This window comes from Thermogemmatispora aurantia, from assembly GCF_008974285.1.
Taxonomy (GTDB): Bacteria; Chloroflexota; Ktedonobacteria; order Ktedonobacterales; family Ktedonobacteraceae; genus Thermogemmatispora; species Thermogemmatispora aurantia.
In genome coordinates, this window is record NZ_BKZV01000002.1 from 528,215 (window position 1) to 548,220 (window position 20,006).

A 20,006-nucleotide genomic window follows, 5' to 3' on the forward strand; every position below is an offset into this window, starting at 1 on the left:
CACTCTGCTGAACACAGCCAGCAGCAGCGAGAATCAAGGGGCCAGCAAGACAAGACAAGAATAAGGGAGGAAGGCAGGAAGCCGAAAAAGAAAAGAAAGAGAAACAGAAGCGCAGCACTGTTTCAACAATATCCTACAGCAGATATAGACAGAAGCTGCGCAGGAAAGGGTCAGCGTCCACCTCCTTCTCCCTTCTCTACCAGAGGAACGCAGTTTTCTCGTACTTTTAGGCCACAGAGTGCCGGAGCCTGTACCGGCTGACAGAGCGGCCAGCCAGAAGGTGAAGTTGGCGAACGCTTAGAGTCACAAACGAGGGAGCGAGGGAACGAGTGAGCGTGGCAGGAGGAAGCAGGAGTACGACCTCGGCTGCACTCCTCCTGGCCTGGCCTCACTCCTGCAAGTCCGGCAATGGCAGCCCCAGCAGCTCCTCCTCCAGCTGCTGCCAGACCAGCAGCTCCGCCTGCGTTACTTTCAGTGGGCGGTCGTTCAACGCCGCCTCACGCATCAGGGCCGCCACCCGTCGCTGGAAATGCTTGAAATGTTCCTCCTGAACATGCTCAGGAGGCATGGTCTGCAGATCAATCAGCTGCAGCTCATAGAACTCATGCGGCTCAAAGGCCAGCGCCAGGAGATCTGCATACTCCTGGACCAGCCGACTGCGCCCAGGCAAGAAGAAGTCAGGTCGCGTGCTGGAGACCAGCAGGCCCCCAGCCACGCAGCTGGAGCGCAGAATAGGGGCAATAGCACAGCCCACCTCTCCCTCGATCGGGCGCGCCGGATAGTAGCCCTGATCGCGCATCAGATCCTGAATCACGATCAGCCTCCCCTGAGCCACTGTATAGCCGGCGAGCGACTCCGCTCCCAAAAAGCCCGCTTTCTGCTCGACACTGCTCTGCCAGGGACCAGTGCCTATGCCAACCCTCTTGCGCAGGCTGCGCACCTTGCCAGCTGGACCAGAGGGCGGCATGCATTGCACCACTGTAATCGCGATGCCAACCTGATGTGGATCAAGCTGCCCAATCGCCTGCTGGAGAATCAGGCTGGCGATGGACCAGAAGCGCAGCATGGCCAGCGCCGTGGCATGCGTATTGAGGACACGAGCATAGAAGGCCGAGGGGATCTCTTCCTCTTCCAGCTCCAGCATCGGCTCCCCCAGATTGGAGAGGCCAAACTCTTCACCGAACGCTTGCTGCAGCTCCGCCCGATACTGTGGGAGAGCTTCAGCCAACAACCTCAGATTCTGAGGACGGGGCTGCGACTCTCCTTCAGCCCAGCGTGTCAAGGTCAGCGGTGTGACGCCCAACTTGTTGGCCAGCGTCTGTTTCTGCCGCGGGTCACTAATGAGGCTTGCCAGCAGTTCCCGCCAGTTTCGGCTCTGTTGCATCTAACTACCTTGATCCTTTGAAATAGTGGGTGGATACAGATCGCGCTCTTGCCTGATAGCAAAAACTGAGATCCTTCGGATAAGGTGCCAGTGGTAAAACAATCCCCTCTCGCAGCGGCTCCGCGTGGTCAGAAATATTGACAGCGGTTGTAATTATACCACAATTCGCCCAGGGGAGAACGATAGTTGTGAAGACTCAAGGTCTGAAAAGCGGCATTTAGGCTATCTAAATAGCGAGAAGAGGCTGGGAGAACCGCTGTCCAGCGGAGAGGAAGCGAGTAAACAAACCAGCTAGCAAGCTCAGCCATCCCTAAAACCAGGGACCTTTGCGCTGCTGGACAGGGATCCCACCAGGCTACGCTGGCACGCCTTGCTCATTCGGGTGGATCGCTCGCCAGCCTCCGCACTATTCGATGCAATTGGCCGATCCCTGGGCCGATCCCTGGGCCAATCCCTGGGCCGATCCCTGGGCCGATCCCTGGGCCGATCCCTGGCCAGCTCACTCAGGCCCCAGGGCTTCCAGCAACATATCGCCTTCTTCAGGAGAGAGCCGCCCCTCAGCGATCATGCGCAAAATCGCCTCGCGCTCTCGTTCAGGCTCGGCGGCAGTCGCAGCGGGATCAGACGAGGACGCGGCGACTGGCTGGGGCTGCTCTGCCGGATGCCAACCGGACTGCTCGGCAGAAGAAGTCGGCTTCCGCGGCTCTGTTCCGGAAGCGGGCTCCGCGGGCTGAGTGGCAGACATTTCCTCCTTCGACTCAGCTGTGGGCCTCCGTGGGGCGCGCCAGCGCTCTTCAGTCGATGAGGCCAGGCCCAGGTTGCGCAGAGCGCGCTCGACGGCCTCCATCGCCCCCGCTACTCCCTCCGCCGCCGCCCTCTGGGCCTGATCGAGCATGCGATAAAGACGCTCGGGGTCCATTTGCCACTCACGTTCCTGGAAGCGCAGACGTACTCGCGGCCCGCCACCCTGGGGCCAGAAGCGGGCAAAGCGGCGCTCCCAGGCTGCGGCCCGCTCCTGCGCACGCCGCGTTTGCTCTTCCAACATGCGTAACACCTCTTCAGACCAGCGCGCGCTAGACTCCCCTCCAGCCTCAGCTAGCTCGCGGGTCAGGTCCTGAGCCAGGCGTGTCATCTCGCGGGCCAACTCCTGACCCAGGGTTGTCATGGTCCGACCGAACGCTTTCATCTCTTGCTCGAAGTCCTCCCAGGACCAGACGCGGGAGTAAAAAGTTCCCTCACTCGTGCGGGGATGATCTCCCCCCTGGAGACGCAGGTCTTGAGCGACCCGCAGGTCCACCAGCGCATCGCCCGAGCCATAAACCAGCGAGAGCAGGCGCGTCTCACCCAGTTCCTGGCCGAGATCGGCGCCACTGACGTTGCCGCCAACCACGGCTCGCAGGGTGAGATTAGCCTGTGCCGGCAGCGAAAGCACTGCATCGCCATTCACATTCAAACGCGTTGCTGAGCCTGGTGGGAAATCCGCCTGCAACGAAAGATCCCCCTCCACGGTCCCAATCTCTAGAGAAGCATGGACCCTTTTCAGAACGGCATCAGCCAGCACGTGGCTCACCCTCAGCTGGCCTGCCACCTCGCGACAATCGAGATCGCCACCGACACGCCCGAGTTCTACCCCACCGTTGATATCGCGTAGCACCGCGTCTCCCTCAACGCTGCCTACGTAGACCTGAGCAGCGCCGAGCAGCTCCAGGTCGCCTTTGACCTGGCCAAGCACCACCCCGGTATCGCCGCCTCCCTGCACCAGGGCATCACCCCCGACTCGCCCACAACGTAACGAGGCTGCAACAGCAGGCAAACGCAGATCACCGCCGACGGAGCCAAGCAAGACCGTGCCCCCACCTTCCACAACAAGGTCGCCAACCACCGTGGAGACCTCCAGCCGCTCGACCTCTCTGACCCGACCCTCGCCCCTGATCTCACCGCGGACTTGCACCAGGGGCACCGCCCGCACTCTCAGATCACCAGCCAGACGACCAAGTACCAGGGCTTCAGTCAGACGCTCTGCCACCAGATCCTGGAGCGCCTCCTCCAGCTCACAGCGGCGAATGCCCTGAATGTTTCCGTCACCAGCGAGCCGGCTCACCGAGAGGACAGCGTCTGCCGGCAGCCACAGCTTCAGGTCACCGCGACAATCGCCTATCACCAGACTTTCCTCGTCTTCACGCGCCAGCCTTGTCTCCAGGGCGTGGTCGCTCTCGATCAGCACCCGCTGAAGCTCTCCAGGACGTACAACGAGATCGCCACTGATGCGGCCCACCGTGATCCGTGGCAGGGGTCCAACACTCACTGTTTGTCGCATAAGGCAGTCTCCTTAAGGCAAACAAAACCCTCGTCTATGAGCGGAGGGAGCAGCAGCCCATCAGTCAGCAAGAGGACAGAGTCTCCGCTCATTGCTTTCAGGTCATCCTTCGTCTAGCCGGCTGGTACCCAGGGTCTGATCAGCTCAGCCAGGCAAGGCAGCGACTGGCTACCTGGCACGCCCCTCTAGCGCTCCTCCAGGAAAATCTCTACGCGTTCATTCTCCTCTAGATCCTGGAAGTCGAGCAGACGCCCAGTGGAGGCCTGAGCGATGGCCCGCAGAAGCTGCTCCAGCGCACTGCCGCTAATCTGAGGAGCCAGGCGGGTTGCCAGGTGCAAACCCACCTCGATGAGCTCCACCGGGATCGTCACACTCGTCCGGGGACGATTCTGCAGCAGATCAGTCACACGAATATGTACCAGGCGCTGGCGTGGCCTGGCCCGCGGGGCAGGCGCGGCCTCCGCAGGCGAAGCCAGGGCATCGAGCAAACGGGCAGCCTCAGCAGCACTGACCTGACCAGCCTCAATCAAACGCAGAATGCGATCACGCTCTTCAGCGGGAACTGGCATCTGACTGACCTCGCAGTAGGCGCATGGCCTCCTCAACTGTGATCTCGCGCGCGGCTAGGCGATCCAGAATCGCGCGTCGATCAACACTGGGGCGAGGCTCACTCTCGGGCGGCCCCCCAAGAGCAGCCACAATCTCATCCAGACGGCTGCGCGCCGTGTTGTAGGCAATATCCAGCTCACTGGCCAGCTTTTGAATATTGCCGCGATTCTTGACCAGGCGCTCTACAAAATCGAGCTGCTCGGGAGTAAGACGCCCGATCCACCCAAGGCTAAAACGCCCCTCGATCACTACACCGCTCTCGGGACACTCCAGGCGCGTCACGATCAGCTCACCGCCGCTCACCGGGTCTCTGGTTATCAGCCTGTGCATGCTTCTCTCTTCTTCACCGGGGCCATCATCTCGCCCCGGACCTCCTGAATCCAATTTCCCATATGGACCACCGGCCCAGTTCGGGAATGGCTATGCGTTTCTGATCATGATTTTAGCACAGTCGCTCAATTTCGTCAATGTATATGGCAAAAATACACCCAGAGATGGAGAGATATACCATTGATGATGCTATCTCTACACTCACACACCTCAGGATGAGCAAAAATCGACGATTAAGTATTTATACCTAGGCAATGAGTGTTACCGCTTCTCGCTTAACCCGTCACAACTTTGCGAAGCCGCCCGGCAGAGTCGGGTGAAAGCGGCCCCTGCCCATTCCTCCGGCATAGCATGCTCCTCGTCCAGCCTGGCGACTAGCTCTCTCATCAGGAGCGTAACTATGGAAGACATCTATCGCTCTCATCCTAAAGCGTTCTTAAGGACTTCTACTCCTGAAAGCATCTCTATATCGAACTCCTTCTATGAGCGAAGGTCCAGTTCCTTTATCAGGAGCCTCTCGCCTTACTGGTCTCTGTTGAGCGGTGAGGGAATCTGGACTACGTTGCTGGCCCTGGTGGCTCTGGCCCTGGGCCTGTACCATCTTGGTACGCCTAGCCTCTGGTTCGACGAATTGCTCTCGGTCTCGCGGGCCTCGCAATCGTTGCCCACGCTCTGGCGCATCATCACCACCAGCCAGCCCAATATGATGCTCTATTATCTGCTGCTGCATGGCTGGCTCCGACTGACAGCCCTGGTTGGCTTACCGCCTGGGGAGGCCATTGTCCGCCTACCCTCGACCTGTTGCGCCGCCCTGGCTGTCGCGCTCGTCTATCTGTTAGCCCGGCGTTTCTTCAGCCGTTTCCTGGCCTGCTGTGCTGCTCTCCTCTATCTCGTCAGCAACCTCCAACTCTTCTACGCTCAGGATGCCCGCGCCTATGGCCTTCAGCTGCTTTTTCTGACGCTCGGCTGGTACGCGTTGCTCACGGCGCTGCAGCGACCAGAGCGTTGGCGGCGCTGGCTGCCATGCTATGTTCTGGCGATGACCCTGGCGGTCTATGTCCATTTCTTCAGTCTGCTGATTTTGGGCGCTCAGGGGGTGGCGCTGCTTGGCCTGCTCGTGCTGCCAACACCCTGGCGCACGCCAACGCGCCGCCTGCTGCGTCCGCTGGTGCTGAGCCTGATGGCCATTACGCTGTTAGTGACGCCGATGTTGATCCTGAGCCGGGTGGGAGCGCAGACGGAGTGGATTCCTATTCCGGGGCCGCGCGATCTGCTGCACCTCTTCCAGACGTTTGCTGATCATGGCCGCGTCTATCTGGCTCTGTTGACGGCTCTGAGCCTGCTGGGCCTGGGCATCGGAGCCGCCAGCCTCTCGGAACGAGGGCAGACATGGCTGCTGAGGCTGACGCTGCTGCTCCGCTCCAGCTCCGAGGAGAGGACCGCCCAGGCCAGACAGCAAGTGCAAGACGATCAGCAGCTGGCCGCCTTTGGTTTCGTCTTGCTGTGCTGGCTGCTTATCCCCACGCTGCTGAGCTATGCCATCACCCAGGTGTCGATCCACCTCTTTCTCGATCGCTATCTGGTCTCGGTCCTGGCGGCCTTCTTCTTGTTGGCTGTGATGGGCCTGAGCACGCTCCCCTGGCGACTACCGCGCACAGCCCTGGCCCTGCTGCTGCTGGCGCTCGCGCTCTATCATATGCCCTACTATTATGCCCACGCCGAGCAGGAGAGCTGGCGACCCGCTGCCCTCTGGGTAGCGGCCCACTATCAGGAGGGCGACGGGCTGGTCTGCTACGATAATGGCCAGGGCTGCGAGCTGGCCTTCGAGTATTATTTCTCGCTGACGCCAACGCTGGCCCACTTCGATAGCGACTCGCCCGGGGCGTTCCACTGGGTGGAGTACGATCTTTTGCCCTACAATGTCGCGCGCGTCACCCTGGGTACAGAAAAGGCCAGCCAGGCGACTGATCCATCCGCCCTGGTCACCTACGCCGCGCACCATGTGCGCCTCTTCTATGTTACTGCTCGTCTGCCCAACGCGGCAGCCGTTCAGCGCGCTCAGGCCAGCGTCGCCTGGCTCTCCTCTCACTACCACCTGCTGGCCTCTTTTGCTACCAGCACCGCTCACGTCTATCTGTTTGAGACGGCAAGCTAGGACTGGCAAGGCGTGACGGCCTGCCGGCTCGCCTCAAACTGGCCTTGACAGGCCGTCACAATGGGCCGTATAATTAGAGGAGCAAATCCGAGTATTAGAGTAAGGATTAATCGAGGTGGCGCTGTTTCCTCATGTGTGAGGCAGGGGTCTCGACGCCACACTGAGGTGATGTGAGATGAGCACGCAAGAAATCTTCGGTACTGCCGAGCCGAGCTACACCGCTGGCTTCCATGTACCTGAAAATTACGCCTTCAAGTCGAAGAAGGGGCTGAGCCGCGAGGTCGTTGAGCAGATCTCGGAGATGAAGGGTGAGCCTGAGTGGATGCGCCGCTTCCGTCTCAAGAGCCTCGACCTCTTTCTGAAGCGGCCTCTGCCTACCTGGGGTGCAGACCTCTCGGGGATCAACTTCGACGATATCTACTACTACATTAAGCCCGTCAGGGAACAGGGCCGCTCGTGGGACGAGGTGCCGCCCGAGATTAAGGAGACCTTCGATCGTCTGGGTATCCCCGAGGCGGAGCGCAAGTATCTGGCCGGCGTGACGGCCCAGTATGAGAGCGAGGCGGTCTATCATAAGGTCCGCGAGGATCTGGAGAAGATGGGCGTGATCTTTATGGATATGGATAGCGCCCTGCGCCTCTACCCGGACCTGGTGAAGGAGTACTTCGGTACGATCGTTCCGCCCTCCGATAATAAGTTCGCTTCGCTCAATAGCGCGGTCTGGAGCGGCGGCAGCTTTGTCTATGTGCCGGAGAATGTGCGCGTGGAGATTCCTCTCCAGGCCTACTTCCGCATCAATGCCCAGAATATGGGCCAGTTCGAGCGGACGCTGATCATCGCGGAACCCGGCTCGTATGTCCACTATGTGGAGGGCTGCACGGCTCCAACCTATTCGACCGATAGCCTCCATAGCGCCGTGGTGGAGATTATTGTGAAGCGCGGCGCCCGCGTGCGCTATACAACGATCCAGAACTGGTCGAAGAACGTCTATAACCTGGTGACGAAGCGCGCCGCCGCCTACGCCGATGCGACGATGGAGTGGGTCGATGGCAACCTGGGCTCGAAGGTGACGATGAAGTATCCCGCCGTCCTGCTGATGGAGCCGGGCGCGCGCGGCGATATTCTGTCAGTGGCCTTCGCCGGCGACGGGCAGCATCAGGATGCCGGCGCGAAGGTAACCCATCTGGCCCCATACACAACTTCGCAGATTCTGTCGAAGTCGGTCTCGAAGGGCACGGGCCGCGCCTCTTACCGCGGACTGGTGCGCGTCAATCCGGAGGCCCACCATACGAAGTGCAGCGTGCGCTGCGACGCCCTGCTGCTGGATGAGCAGGCCCGCACCGATACGTATCCGACGATGCGGATCGAGAATAATGAGACGGAGATCGGCCACGAGGCTACCGTCTCGAAGGTCGGTGAGGATCAGCTCTTCTACCTGATGAGCCGCGGTCTGGACGAGTCGGAGGCTTATTCGCTGATCGTGAACGGCTTCATCGAGCCGATCACGAAGGAGCTGCCGATGGAGTACGCGGTCGAGCTGAACCGCCTCATCCAGCTGGAGATGTCGGGCAGCGTCGGTTGATCTCACCTGCCCAGCTCACGCCCAGCACGGAGCAGAAGCTCTCAGCCAAGGGTCATCGCCTGCCTACGGCGATGACCTTTTTTGTCGGTCCGCTCACTCCCGTCGAGCAGAGGACAAAACTCCACCCCTGTGTCGGCGCTCAAGAAAGAGGGGCGCTCGCCAGCGCCAGGGAGGGAGCCGGGAGCCAGGGGACTCAGGAAGTGGCGGTCTGCGGGGCAATGCCTTCAAAGACTGTGTCGATGAGCCGTTCGATGATGGCCTCGTTGAAGGGCTGCGGCTGCGAGGGCGCCAGGGGACCCAGCATGAGGTGATAGAAGAGCGGCCCGGCCACCATATCGATGATCAGCCAGGGGTCCAGATCAGAGCGCACTTCACCGCGCTCCTGGGCCTGCTTGATCAGTTCGATAAACTGTTGCAGGCGCGGAGCAAAGAGACGCTCAACAAAGGCGCGATAGATCTCGGGGTTGATGTGGACCTCGCCAAGGGCCCGGAAGATCAGCCGTTGCAGAAACGGGTTCTGTTGGATCGCTCGATAGGCCAGGGTATAGATGGCGACGAAGTCGCGCCGCAGGTGACCGGTGTTGATGACCGGGATGTCGGTGTAGATGCGATGGGCGGCTTCCATGACCAGCTCTTCCTTGGAGGACCAGCGGCGGTAGATGGTGGCTTTGCTGACACCGGCCCGGGCCGCAACGCCCTCGATGGTCATGCCCTGATAGCCTTCTTCGGCTAGCTCTTCCAGGGTGGCCTGGAGGATGGCCATGTGAGCCTGGGCGCTCCGTGGACGCCCAGGCCTCCGCTGGGCTGATTCTGGCTCAGAGTCAGGAATGATCATGAGATGGCTCTTCCTCCCTTGCCTTCATTGTAGTAGGTGACCCAACAGGCGTCAAGTCCACTGCATTAGTGACCCGAGCCTGGCGGCGGGCTCGCGCTGGCAGGAAGAGCAGCGCCACTAAGGCCCCGACAACGAGCACGGAGACAGTCACCAGGGCACTGCGATCGAATGCTTCGATGAAAGCCCGCTCTGCGGCGCTGCGCAGCAACGCCTGAGCCGGCGGCGGTAGCTGCCCGGCTACCACAATGGCCTTGCCAATGGAGTCGCGTACAGCTGCTCTCAGGACGGGCGGCAACTGCCCAAGGATAGCCGCAGCATGCTGCTGCAGGGCGTCACGGTAGACGGTCGAGAGGACGCTCCCCAGAACAGCAACGCCCAGCGCACCCCCAACCTGGCGCGTGGTGTCGTTGACGGCGGAACCGACACCAGCACGCGCCACCGGCAGCGCGTCCATGATGGAGGTGGCCGCCGGCGCCGCGACCAGCCCGAGGCCCAGACCGGTGATCAGGAGCATGAGGGCAACGGGCGAATAGCCACTGCCCTGCTGGATGAAGGCCAGGAGGCCAGCCCCAATGGCGACGATGAAAAGCCCAATCGCTACCGGCAGCTTGGGACCGAGGCGCTCGTTGAGGCGTGGAGCGACGATGGAGCCAAGCAGTAGCGTCGGGACGAGCGGCATGAGCGCCGCCCCAGCCTGCAGCGGCGTCTGCCCGACAACGAACTGCAGGTACTGGGTCAAGAGCAACAGCACGCCAAAGGTGGCAAAGGTGGTAAGGGTCATCACCAGGCTGGCCACCGAAAAGCGCGGGTTACGGAAAAGGCGCACGTCCAGCATGGGTCGGTGCGTCCGCGCTTCCCAGATGGCAAAGGCCAGCAGCAGCAGCAGCGCCAGGCCCAACGCCGTCAGGATCTGGCGATCTTCCCAGCCACGTTGAGGAGCTTCAATCAATCCCCAGACGAGGGCCGTCAGACCGGCAATGGAGAGCAGAGTACCGAGTGGGTCGAGATGCGCTTGCTCAGGATCACGCGATTCGGGAACGAGCCAGAGCGTTCCGACCAGGGCGACGAAGACGATCGGGAGGTTGATGAGGAAGATGCTCCCCCAGGCGAAGTGATCGAGCAGCCAGCCTCCCACCAGCGGGCCGATCACGATCCCTAGCCCGGCAATGCCCGACCAGGCCCCAATGGCTCGCCCACGCTCCGGTCCGCTGAAGACAGCGGCAATGATGGCCAGGGTAGAGGGCATGATGAGAGCGGCCCCCAGCCCCATGACGGTACGCGCGGCGATGAGCAGGTCGGCTGAACCGGAGAGCATCGCCCACAGGGAGCCTCCCGCAAAGAGCAGCAGGCCCACCATGAGGACGAGCCGCCGCCCGTAACGATCGCAGAGGCTGCCCGCGCTGAGGAGTAGGCCGGCAAAGACCAGGGTGTAGGCGTCCACAAACCATTGGAGCTGACTCTCGCTGGCTCCTAGCGCGCGCGCCAGCGTCGGCAGGGCCACGTTTAAGATGGTGTTGTCCATGACGATGACCAGCAGGCTGAGACAGACAACGGCGAAGATCCACCAGCGCCGCTCGCTGACCTGCTGGCTCAATCCCAGGCTGTTCAGGGTATCCATGCCCTGATTCCTCGCTTCCTATTTAGATACGAAACGGTATCGTTTCTTTATAGAGTATAGCACACCAAATTACGAAACGCAATAGTTTCGTATCCATGACGAGGAAGGCGAGTTACCTACCGACGATCTCTCGCGCTCAGCGCCAATCGAGGGCTGCTCCTTGCTGCTGCTGCACGTACTTCAGAAAGCGTTTGCGGCCCAGGCTGTTCCTGAGCCTCAGGCCGGGCAGCAGCGCGTGTGAGACAAAAGCGTGCGGCCTGCCAGCAGCATCCACTTCATAGATGCCAGTGTAACGACTCCAGCGGTGCGATACGATGGCTCCCAAGAAGGCTTCGAGCAGGAAGAGCAGAGCCACTACAGTACGGTGATCGCCGAGCACGTGATTCCCAAACAGGAAGACCAGGGCCAGCACCATCACGACTAGTTGCACCAGAGCACCGAGCAGCAGATACCAGTGAACAGCACAACCCAGTAGCCTACCCTTGTGCACCCAGTAGCGATAAACCAGGAGACGACAGTTGTCGATCTGCTCTTTCATCGCTTCCTTGCCCTTACTTTCTGTAGAGTTTGCTGAGGGGGGCGGCGCGGGCCTCCCCTGGCAGCATACCCGTTTCAGAGGAGACGCTCCAGCTCGTAGGGTCGTTCAGGCCAGGGGTCTTCTCTTTCACCGCTCACGCCGTCTATCCCCCTGATAAGAATAAACGCGGCAGCACCACAAGATTCAAAGTGGAGATCCCTCCAGGCAGGCAAGGATCGGTTACCAGCAGCAGGCGCCGCGCTCCTGCCGCTGCCACTCGAGTGCACCAGGGTGCCGCCCAAGCCAGGTCGTCGGGTCTTGCTTCGCGGCCTTGACTGGCGTGACTGGCGTGGCGCTTCCCTGTACGGCTTCGGAGCAGGGAACGTTTCTAGCACCGTTGGAGCAGGCAGCGAACCAGCCGCGCTACCATTCCGCCAGCGGCTTCGCCTCTGAGAGGAGGAAGGGACGCACCTCAGCCCCAAAGTGGCGACGGAGGCCATGCGTCATCTCCTCCAGTACCGCTTGCGCCACCTGTGGGCCGACTTCACCCAGGGACTCGGAAACGAGGAAGACGCGGCGCGTCTCAGGGGTGATGAGTGCCGTGCGCGATTGGCGCCAGACAAAGTGGCGCGTGAGAATGGTCCGGCCATCGGTATAGGCTACTTCACCGACCTGCACCGGTTGTGGCTCCTCTTCGCCCAGAGCGATGAACTGATCCCCTTCGCGCGTCAGACGCAGCTCCAGCGGTCCGCTTACCTGCTCCAGGTCGAAGCCGCCGACAGGGACAACGTAGCGCAAGGAGATGGCGTTATAGAAGTCCACCAGCCCGTTGATGCTGAACGGCTCTCCGCCCTTGAGGGCACGCCGCAGCAGCGCCTCAATTGAGCTGGGGAACTTACTGGAGACGCCGATTGCCCGCAGACGCTCGCGCCAGGGCCGCACGTGAGGATGCGACTGGGCGTTGCCATAGGCGGCGGCTTCCTGCCCGGCTTTGGTCCAGGCCAGCCGCCATGCTTCGCTGACCTCCGGCGGTATGCAGCTGTTATCAATGCCATCGGCGACCACTACCGCCAGGGAGAGGCCAGGGAAATGGGCAAAGATGTTCTCGTGAATCCTGAACTGCAAATGTCAACACCTCATCTGCTCAAGAAGATTCAGTCAGGGACTGAGATTATAGCTCTTCCTGGGCGCGGAAGCAAGCAATGGGCCAGGGACCAAAAGGAGGCGCCGTCATGACAATGACCAGAACCAGAGGCCCCAACCAGTCCAGCCGCCATCTGTGGCCTCTTGTTGTCCTGAGATATGCGTGGCATTACGGCTAGAGCGGCGCGATCTCGCAACGTCTACTATGAATAGGGAGGGTCTTCCTTCTGTTAGCTCATCTCGCGAGTGCGAGCCAGGAAGGACCCCCCAGGAGAGGTCAGCCAGAGCGCTGCCCTCAGCGCGAACGAGAGAGAAAGGAGAAGAAGGTCTGATGTTCTGGTTTGGCATTGCTCTGGTCTGTCTAGGCGCACTGACGGTCGTGATCACCCAGCTTCTGGGCCGGCGCTCCACCCCGGTTCGCTCCCCCGAGGAGCGCTTCCGCTTGCGCGAGCAGCTGATTGCTTCCGGTGTCTCGCCTCGCGTGGCCGAATATATCGCTCAGGGGAAACGCCTTGAAGCCATCAAAGCTTATCGGGATGAGACGGGCCAGAGCCTCAAGGAGGCCGTCCGCTATATTGACCCGCTGCTCCAGTAAGAGGGCGGGCTAGCGCTCGCTTGCGGGCACCGCCTCGGTGATCGCCAGGAAGCCAGACGAGGGACTGGCCAGTCTTCAAGAGAAGGTGGCAGCCAGGGAGGCCGCCAACCTGTCAGATGGGAGTACCCAGGCAGACCTTGCCATATGGCAGAGAGGCCAGGGCCAGGCCGCTATCAGCAACGAGCAAGGCCAGACCAGCACTTGCCTCTTCTCCAGAGCAGGCCACGTAACTTGCAGAGGATGTCGACGTAGATATATAGTGAAGAGCAAACAGCCCAGCGCAGCCCAGACAGCGTGCCCTATCAGGCGTGCTTAGCAGGTCTGCGCGTTTTAGCGGTTCAGCCAGTCTGGTCCGGGCGAAAGGAAGCATGGTGGCTCGTTGTCTCAATCCACGCGGCGGACACGACAATCCCGAGAGCGCCGTCTCCTGCCGTCGCTGCGAGTTTCTCATCGAGGGGGCACGCGTCGGCAACTACCAGATTATGGCCTTCATTGGCTCGGGCAGCTATGGTCATGTCTACCAGGTGCGCGAATCGGAGCCGCTCAGCCGGACGCTGGCCCTCAAGGTCCTGCGCTTCGACCAGCTCAACGACAAGGCCCTCGGCAGCTTCTTTGACGAGGCGCGGCGCATTGCTACCCTGCAACATCCCAACATCCTCCCTGTCTACAGCTTCGGCCAGCTAGAGGACGAGCGTCCCTATCTGGTAATGGAATACGCGCCACAGACCATCTACGATCTCTTTCGCAAGGCCGACGGCAGTCGGCGCCCTGCCTTCGCCGAGGAGCTGCTCCCTTATGTAGAGCAGGCTGCCCAGGCCCTCTACTACGTGCACCAGAATGGACTGATCCATCAGGACGTCAAGCCAGGCAACCTGCTGATCGGACGCAACGGGCAACTCCTGCTCTCGGATTTCGGCACCACCTTCTACCTGGGCATGCAAACCCACGCCTCGCTCGGCGAGGTGACCGGTACCGCTGCCTACATGGCCCCCGAGCAGTGGCAGGGCAATCCGCGCCGCGAGAGCGATCAGTACGCCCTGGCCATCTGCTGCTACGAGTTGCTCACGGGACGCCTGCCCTTTGCCTTTAGCCGTCTAGAAGAGATGTGGCGCGCCCACCTGCACGAGCCGCCGCCTCCGCCACAGCAGTGGAATCCGCGCCTGCCCGCCGAGGTCGCCGCAGTTCTCTTGCGGGCCTTGTCCAAGGATTACCATCAACGCTACCATGACACGCAGCAATTCGCCAGCGCCTACGCCGAGGCCGTCGCCACCGCCTTGCAACGCTATGTTTGCGAGCGCTGCGGCTTCCAGAACCGCAGCGGCGCCCAGCGCTGTAGCAACTGCGGCGCCGACTACGATGACCGCACCTGTCCCTATTGCCATGCCCCGGTGCGCTTCGGCCAGCGCTGCTGCTCGGCCTGTGGGCGCCTGACCATTCCGCCGACACTCGTCCGCCACAGTCCTTTGCTCGGCATCAGCATCCGCCAGGGACGCTACGACATCAAGCGCGTCCTCAAAAGCCGCGAGGAGACGCGCGTCACCACGATGGTCGCCAGCGATCACCAGGCCAATGGAGCAGAGGTAGTGCTCAAGCGCTGGGAATGCACCGACTTTCCACTGGCGCGCCGTGCCCAGGAGCTGGCCTACTACGACCGCGCTAGCGAGGCCCTGGCCCGTCTGCGCCATCCGCTTGTCCCCCAGGTGCGCGAGCGCTTCGCTGAGGGCCGCCACTACTATCTGGTCCTGACCTACATTGACGGCGAGAGCCTGGAGGAGCGCCTGCAGAAGCTGCTGCGACCCCTGCCCGAGCGCGAAGTGGTGATCTGGCTCTATAGCGTGCTCAATACTCTGGCCGCCCTGGAGCAGCAGCAGCCACCGCTCTATCACTTCGATATCTCGCCCGCCAATATCATCATCGAACGTCAGCGCGGACGGGCCATGCTCACCGGCTTCCAGATTCCACCTCCACCGCTCGACAGTCCGCCCGGTAGCCGCAGCCCGCATCGCACGACACGCAAGCTGGCGCTCTCGCCCTATCTGCCGATCAAGGATCGGCGCTACGACCGGCGCACCTGCATCTACATGCTGGCGGCCAGCATCCATCACGTTCTTACCAACCAGGGGCCGCCACACTATCCGGCCTATCCACCGGTGCGCCAGCTCAATCCCCTGGTCTCGTCGGAGCTGGAGGCGATTCTGGCACGAGCCTTACAGGAGGAGCCTGCTGCTCGCTACCAGACCTATCAAGAGATGCAGCGCGCGCTGAGGCCTCTGCTGCCCTAGAGCGAGAACAGAATCGGTCCCCAGCCCACGCGCTGCTCTGGTACTGCCCTGCGGCCTCACCTGCGCCGCTAGTAGGCCACGGTGAAGCGCTGTCGCAGGAAGCGAGGCTGCTCTACTTCGTCGAGCAAAGCCACTGCGTAATCCTCCATCGAGATGCGGCTCTCGCCTTTCTCATCAGTCACCAGCCGCTCGGTCCCCACGCGATAGCGCCCCGTGCGCTGGCCCGGCTCGATAAAGGCCGCCGGACTGAAGTAGGTCCAGTCGAGATCAGCCCCCTGCTGGCGATAGATCTCCAGCGCCTCAGCTGCAGCCGCGGCAATGGGACGCCAGCCTGGTGGGAAGTCAGGCGTGTCCATCAGGCGCACACCGGGTGCCACTTCCAGGCTGCCAGCACCCCCCACTACCACTAAGCGCTTGGCGCCCGCTCGCTTCAGCCCCTCGATGAGGGCCTGAGCCGCCTGCACGACCATACGTGGGTCCTCTTCTCGATCGCGCGCCGGTCCCACCGCACTGATCACCACGTCGTGGCCGCGGACCAGCCGCGCAACATCGGCAGGATCAAGAACGTTGCCTGCCTCAAAGCTGAGGCGCGGATGACTCAGAGCGAAACGCTCAGGGCGACGCGCCACCCCTTTGACTTCGTGACCTCGGTTGAGGGCCTCCTGGACAATACGCTGACCAATGTTCCCAGTTGCCCCAAAGACAACGAGCTTCATGAAAAGGTCGCTCCTTTCAGTGGCCGAAGAACCCTGCGCCACTCCCGTGGAGCTGCAGGGTTGCGCTCTGGCTCGTCCAATCTGTAACTGTGACAGTTCTCAATGCAAGCGTAAAAAAAGGACTCCACTAGGCCGGCGACGACAGCTCCCCTTCCTGAGCGGTCTCCAGTACCTGGGCAATCGTCTGGCGCGCCAGCACGTCCTTGAAAGCAGCCTCCGCCTCGCCGAAGTAGTTCAGCAGAGTGCGCTGAATATTGCGACCGATCAGACAGTCGGGATTCGGCAGGCGATGATGCAAAGCCAGCAGAGGACCGGCTCCAACGGCCTCATAGACATCCAGCAAGCTGATGTTGGCGGCATCGCGTCGCAAGCGCCAGCCACCACCGACTCCTGGCTGCGAGGCCACCAATCCGGCCCGGCTGAGCAGACCCAGAATGCGGCGAATAAAGACCGGGTTCGTATTGACACTGCCGGCAATGCGCTCGGACGTCAGCGGATCTGCCTCGCTTTGCTGAGCGAGCAAGGTCAGAACATGGACAGCAACGGCCAGACGTGTATCTCGCGTAGTCGCCCTTCCTCCTCGTGGTAGCCTATTCGTAATTAGTATAGTTGCGGATAAGCGCCTCTGTCAAGGTCAAGCCCGGCTCTCTGATCTGGCCTGGCTGAACGGTCTGGACAGGCCAGTGTCACCCGCCTGACCGGCGCTCCCTAAACGAAAAGGGAGCAATCTGCCTGCTAGCGATTGCTCCCACTGGGACAGTAAGTGCGGACCCTTCTTGCGGCGCGCAGTAGATTGGTGAGCACCCAGATGGCCGCCTGGCTCTCTTAGCTTACTTGAGCCTGCTCGCGCTGCTCGATTGGTACATAGGGGACATCTTTGGGACCTACATACTCGCCGCGTGGGCGGATCAGGCGGTTGTTGGCATACTGCTCCATGACGTGGGCCGTCCAGCCAACGACACGGCTGCAAGCGAAGACGGGTGTATCCAGATCGACAGGAATACCCAGCAAGTAGTAGACCGTGGCCGAGTAGAAATCGACGTTGGCGTGCAGGCCCTTCTGCTCTTTGACATAGGATTCGATGACGCGCGACATCTCCACCCAGCGTGTGTCGCCCTTGCGCCGGCTCAGCTCCACGGCGAAGGCATCCATATGCTTGCCGCGCGGGTCCTCGGTGCGATAGACGCGGTGGCCAAAGCCCATGATGCGCTCCTTGCGCTCCAGCAAGCCACGGATATATTCCTGAGCGCGGCTCACATCACCGATGCGCTGGAACATGCGCATCACCTGCTCGTTGGCGCCACCATGCAGTGGACCGGAGAGCGTGCCTATCGCCGCAGTGATTGCCGCGTACATATCGGCCAGCGTGCTCGCTGCCACGCGGGCGGAGAAGGTCGAGGCGTTCAGCTCATGGTCGGCATGCAGGATCAACGCCACATCCAGCACATGGGCATCATATGAATCGGGGCGCTCCCCCTTGAGCATATAGAGGAAGTTCTCCGCCAGGCTCCCATCCTCCAGTGGCGCTACCGGCTCTCTCCCATTGCGAATATGATCCCAGCTGGCAACGATCGAGGGCAGAAGCGCCGTCAGGCGCACTGCTCGCCGTAGATTGGCTTCTTGGGAGCGATCACTGAGATCAGGGTCGGTGGTGGAGAGCGCGGAAACGACGGTTCGGAGGACATCCATCGGGGGCGTCGAGGAAGGCAGCAAGCGCATCAGATCGATCAGCCGTCCCGGCAAGGTGCGGTTCGCACGCAGTTCCGCACTGAGTGCCTCTAGTTGGGCGCGGGTCGGCAGCGTCCCATGCCAGAGTAGGTAAGCTGTTTCTTCGAACGAGGAATGAGCGGCCAGATCGTGAACGTCGACACCGTAATATGTCAGTTTGCCGCGCTGACCATCCAGATTACAGATACGGGTATGTGCGGCAACGACATCTTCGAGACCTTCGGTGGTAGGCATAGAAGCTCCTTTTGGGGACGTATGCTTCGCTTGAGCAGTAGGCGGAGCTCAACGTCCGACGTGTCGGGCAACCGCTGCTTCCACAGCGAAGCAGACTACTTCGCCACAACAAATCATATGGGTTGTGTAAAGTATTATAATCTTGCCTTCCCATCAGTGTCAACGTAAATCGAGCTAGCAGGCGCTGGCCTGCCTTGCTGTCCACCAGGCAAGCTAGCCTAACCGCAGAGCTGAAGCCGGTCCTGTCGGGGGCGAGCGGCCTTGACCAGCTCAGTGAACGGGGCGGGCGAGCTGTGCCGATAAGCGGGAAGAGCAGCCAGATGGCTGGCTGCTCTTCCTGGCTCTAACGCCTGTGCGAGGTGGTTAGCTCCTGCCCTTGTCTGGGAGCCAGCACCTGGCCACCTCCACCGCCGCTCCCAAGCCGGCGCTGACCGAGCTTGAGAAAAGGACGCTCGATGAGCAGGTACGAGAGGAAGGCCAGCGGCAGCACCGTCACCAACACCCATAGCCAGTAGCAGCCGTAGATCAACCAGTGATTGAGCCCGTTGAGCCACGGCTGGATATGGACGCTAAAGTAAGTGATCAGTGGCAGGTGCCAGATGTAGAGACTATAGGATACCAGGCCGAGCCAGCGCAGGTAGCGCCAGGAGAAGATGGACCGCAGCAAGGACGGCCCGAAGAGCAGGCCGGTCAGACATGAGCCGTAGGCCAGAGCAAAGCCAAGCTCGCTCAGGGTATCATAGAAGGGCAAGAAGCCATCCAGCCAGGCAAAGGCCCCCACATCATGGTTGAGGTGCCAGATAGCCATGCCCACAAACAGGACCAGCCCCAGGCCCCAGAGCGCCAGGCTCCAGCGTCGCAAGCCCCTCACCAAGACGCCAGCAGGCCGGATCAAGCGCCCATAGGTGTAGCAGGCAGCGATCAGCATCCCGATGGCAAAGTCTTCCAGGAACTTGCCGCTCATGCCGTAGACAAAGAAGAGGACCACGTTGAGGACCGTGCGCGGTACCAGCGGCAGGCTGGCCTCGGGATGATGGACGTAATAGCCACCCCAGTGTCGCACGAGCAAGGCGTAGACGATAACCAGAGCCAGCGTGAGGCAGATCAATGGAAAACGCCGATGCTGCGGCAGGCGTCTGAGCAGGAGCGAGACACCCAGCGCCAGCAAGGGCAGCAGCAAATAAAACTGCCATTCGATGGCCAGCGTCCAGTAGGGACCATTGATCTGGCGAAAGGTCTCCGGCGTCGAGTCCATGAAGAAGGTTATAAACAGCAGTAACTCGCGCCAATGAGCCGGCTGCCAGTATTGCGGCTGCCAGAGCGTGATCAAGATAAAGAGCGACGCATAGTAGGCCGGCCAGATACGCAAAGCCCGCCGCAGATAGAAGCGGCGCCCCGAGGGCCACGGTCGCTCTTCACTCAACAACGCTCCAACGTAGGGCAGGAACAGCAGAAAGCCCGAGAGAATAAAGAAGAGAGTTACCCCTGTGCTGCCGACCAGCAATAAGGAACCCACCAGCGGATAGTGCAGTGGCTGCCAGAGATGCTGATGATAGGTCGTCCAGTTGACGTGAAAGACGAGCACCGCCAGGCAGGCCAGCGCCCGCACACCGTCGAGCACTGGAATGGTATTGCCGCGGAGATCACTCTCTAGTAGCCCCGGCAGGTTGCGAAGAGGACGCAGCAGCCGGCCAGCAGCAGCCCGTAACCAGCGCCAGGGAGGAGACTGACCGATCACTTCCAACACCATAGATAAAGCACCCATTGTTCTCACGTAATAGGACAACGGAGCCAGGGCGCTGATGGTGACAGGTATCAGTACATTTTCCTACATTGTGAGGTAGGTTGAGCTATTGACAAGAGCCAGTGAGCAAGAGCAACCGGATCACGCTTGACTGGCCGCAAGAGCGGGTGATTAGCTGTCGTCAGCGACGCTGAACCAGGGCGAAGGCCGTGGGACA

The 20,006-nt window shown here is 61.2% G+C and carries 16 protein-coding genes; 4 read left to right on the forward strand and 12 right to left on the reverse strand.

The genetic code is table 11. The features are described 5' to 3' along the window. Positions 1-388: 388 nt before the first annotated feature. From KTAU_RS08875 to KTAU_RS08890, 4 genes are all read right to left on the reverse strand, one after another. A complete protein-coding gene (locus KTAU_RS08875; RefSeq protein WP_151728045.1) occupies positions 389-1,384 on the reverse strand; it encodes a helix-turn-helix domain-containing protein in 996 nt (331 codons plus the stop codon). A gap of 499 nt (positions 1,385-1,883) precedes the next feature. Next, positions 1,884-3,701, reverse strand: a complete 1,818-nt coding sequence (locus KTAU_RS08880; RefSeq protein ID WP_151728046.1) for an SHOCT-like domain-containing protein — start codon at positions 3,699-3,701, stop codon at positions 1,884-1,886. Between the two features lie 185 nt (positions 3,702-3,886). Continuing rightward, positions 3,887-4,270 carry an SHOCT-like domain-containing protein gene (locus tag KTAU_RS08885; protein ID WP_151728047.1) on the reverse strand — a complete coding sequence of 128 codons (384 nt, stop codon included), beginning with the start codon at positions 4,268-4,270 and terminating at the stop codon, positions 3,887-3,889. Next, positions 4,254-4,640, reverse strand: coding sequence for a DUF2089 domain-containing protein (locus tag KTAU_RS08890; RefSeq protein ID WP_069803131.1), 387 nt, complete (start codon positions 4,638-4,640; stop codon positions 4,254-4,256). The genes KTAU_RS08885 and KTAU_RS08890 overlap by 17 nt, the downstream gene beginning before the upstream one ends. Before the next feature lie 400 nt (positions 4,641-5,040). On the opposite strand from KTAU_RS08890, the gene KTAU_RS08895 reads away from it, so the two are divergent. Together KTAU_RS08895 and sufB are read left to right on the forward strand one after the other, a co-directional pair. After that, a complete protein-coding gene (locus KTAU_RS08895) occupies positions 5,041-6,795 on the forward strand; it encodes a glycosyltransferase family 39 protein (RefSeq protein ID WP_151728048.1) in 1,755 nt (584 codons plus the stop codon). A 175-nt stretch (positions 6,796-6,970) separates the two neighbouring features. Further along, positions 6,971-8,377, forward strand: a complete 1,407-nt coding sequence (sufB, locus tag KTAU_RS08900; RefSeq protein WP_052889953.1) for a Fe-S cluster assembly protein SufB — start codon at positions 6,971-6,973, stop codon at positions 8,375-8,377. A 193-nt stretch (positions 8,378-8,570) separates the two neighbouring features. On the opposite strand, the gene KTAU_RS08905 is transcribed toward sufB, so the two are convergent. The 4 genes from KTAU_RS08905 to KTAU_RS08920 all read right to left on the reverse strand — a co-directional run bounded on the left by KTAU_RS08905 (position 8,571) and on the right by KTAU_RS08920 (position 12,472). Beyond that, a complete protein-coding gene (locus KTAU_RS08905; protein ID WP_170293168.1) occupies positions 8,571-9,140 on the reverse strand; it encodes a TetR/AcrR family transcriptional regulator in 570 nt (189 codons plus the stop codon). Positions 9,141-9,198: 58 nt separating this feature from the next. Continuing rightward, the gene (locus KTAU_RS08910) at positions 9,199-10,830 is read right to left on the reverse strand and encodes an MFS transporter (protein ID WP_151728050.1); all 1,632 of its coding nucleotides are present in this window, start codon (positions 10,828-10,830) and stop codon (positions 9,199-9,201) included. A gap of 136 nt (positions 10,831-10,966) precedes the next feature. Further along, positions 10,967-11,368 carry a hypothetical protein gene (locus KTAU_RS08915; protein WP_151728051.1) on the reverse strand — a complete coding sequence of 134 codons (402 nt, stop codon included), beginning with the start codon at positions 11,366-11,368 and terminating at the stop codon, positions 10,967-10,969. A gap of 402 nt (positions 11,369-11,770) precedes the next feature. Beyond that, positions 11,771-12,472, reverse strand: coding sequence for a B3/B4 domain-containing protein (locus KTAU_RS08920; RefSeq protein ID WP_151728052.1), 702 nt, complete (start codon positions 12,470-12,472; stop codon positions 11,771-11,773). Positions 12,473-12,821: 349 nt separating this feature from the next. Here KTAU_RS08920 and KTAU_RS08925 point away from each other — a divergent pair, with 349 nt between their 5' ends. Both KTAU_RS08925 and KTAU_RS08930 read left to right on the forward strand, forming a co-directional pair. Then, the gene (locus KTAU_RS08925) at positions 12,822-13,085 is read left to right on the forward strand and encodes a hypothetical protein (protein WP_151728053.1); all 264 of its coding nucleotides are present in this window, start codon (positions 12,822-12,824) and stop codon (positions 13,083-13,085) included. A gap of 368 nt (positions 13,086-13,453) precedes the next feature. After that, positions 13,454-15,367 (forward strand): protein kinase domain-containing protein, encoded by a 1,914-nt coding sequence (locus KTAU_RS08930; protein ID WP_151728054.1) that lies wholly within the window; start codon positions 13,454-13,456, stop codon positions 15,365-15,367. Between the two features lie 68 nt (positions 15,368-15,435). On the opposite strand, the gene KTAU_RS08935 is transcribed toward KTAU_RS08930, so the two are convergent. The 4 genes from KTAU_RS08935 to KTAU_RS08950 all read right to left on the reverse strand — a co-directional run bounded on the left by KTAU_RS08935 (position 15,436) and on the right by KTAU_RS08950 (position 19,795). Further along, positions 15,436-16,083 carry an NAD(P)-dependent oxidoreductase gene (locus KTAU_RS08935; protein ID WP_151728055.1) on the reverse strand — a complete coding sequence of 216 codons (648 nt, stop codon included), beginning with the start codon at positions 16,081-16,083 and terminating at the stop codon, positions 15,436-15,438. A gap of 127 nt (positions 16,084-16,210) precedes the next feature. Then, positions 16,211-16,684, reverse strand: a complete 474-nt coding sequence (locus tag KTAU_RS08940; protein ID WP_151728056.1) for an Rrf2 family transcriptional regulator — start codon at positions 16,682-16,684, stop codon at positions 16,211-16,213. 224 nt (positions 16,685-16,908) lie between these two features. Continuing rightward, positions 16,909-18,045: a citrate synthase gene (locus KTAU_RS08945; protein WP_151728057.1), complete on the reverse strand. Its 1,137-nt coding sequence runs from the start codon at positions 18,043-18,045 to the stop codon at positions 16,909-16,911. A gap of 343 nt (positions 18,046-18,388) precedes the next feature. Further along, a complete protein-coding gene (locus KTAU_RS08950; protein WP_170293169.1) occupies positions 18,389-19,795 on the reverse strand; it encodes an acyltransferase family protein in 1,407 nt (468 codons plus the stop codon). Positions 19,796-20,006: the final 211 nt, after the last annotated feature.

Bases quoted from the DNA above. Each gene is read 5' to 3' on its own strand.
- KTAU_RS08890 (WP_069803131.1), bottom strand. From the start codon at position 4,640: ATGCACAGGCTGATAACCAGAGACCCGGTGAGCGGCGGTGAGCTGATC.
- KTAU_RS08885 (WP_151728047.1), bottom strand. From the start codon at position 4,270: ATGCCAGTTCCCGCTGAAGAGCGTGATCGCATTCTGCGTTTGATTGAG.
- KTAU_RS08880 (WP_151728046.1), bottom strand. From the start codon at position 3,701: ATGCGACAAACAGTGAGTGTTGGACCCCTGCCACGGATCACGGTGGGC.
- KTAU_RS08910 (WP_151728050.1), bottom strand. From the start codon at position 10,830: ATGGATACCCTGAACAGCCTGGGATTGAGCCAGCAGGTCAGCGAGCGG.
- KTAU_RS08875 (WP_151728045.1), bottom strand. From the start codon at position 1,384: ATGCAACAGAGCCGAAACTGGCGGGAACTGCTGGCAAGCCTCATTAGT.
- KTAU_RS08950 (WP_170293169.1), bottom strand. From the start codon at position 19,795: ATGGTGTTGGAAGTGATCGGTCAGTCTCCTCCCTGGCGCTGGTTACGG.
- KTAU_RS08945 (WP_151728057.1), bottom strand. From the start codon at position 18,045: ATGCCTACCACCGAAGGTCTCGAAGATGTCGTTGCCGCACATACCCGT.
- sufB (WP_052889953.1), top strand. From the start codon at position 6,971: ATGAGCACGCAAGAAATCTTCGGTACTGCCGAGCCGAGCTACACCGCT.
- KTAU_RS08925 (WP_151728053.1), top strand. From the start codon at position 12,822: ATGTTCTGGTTTGGCATTGCTCTGGTCTGTCTAGGCGCACTGACGGTC.
- KTAU_RS08905 (WP_170293168.1), bottom strand. From the start codon at position 9,140: ATGGCCATCCTCCAGGCCACCCTGGAAGAGCTAGCCGAAGAAGGCTAT.
- KTAU_RS08915 (WP_151728051.1), bottom strand. From the start codon at position 11,368: ATGAAAGAGCAGATCGACAACTGTCGTCTCCTGGTTTATCGCTACTGG.
- KTAU_RS08930 (WP_151728054.1), top strand. From the start codon at position 13,454: ATGGTGGCTCGTTGTCTCAATCCACGCGGCGGACACGACAATCCCGAG.
- KTAU_RS08935 (WP_151728055.1), bottom strand. From the start codon at position 16,083: ATGAAGCTCGTTGTCTTTGGGGCAACTGGGAACATTGGTCAGCGTATT.
- KTAU_RS08895 (WP_151728048.1), top strand. From the start codon at position 5,041: ATGGAAGACATCTATCGCTCTCATCCTAAAGCGTTCTTAAGGACTTCT.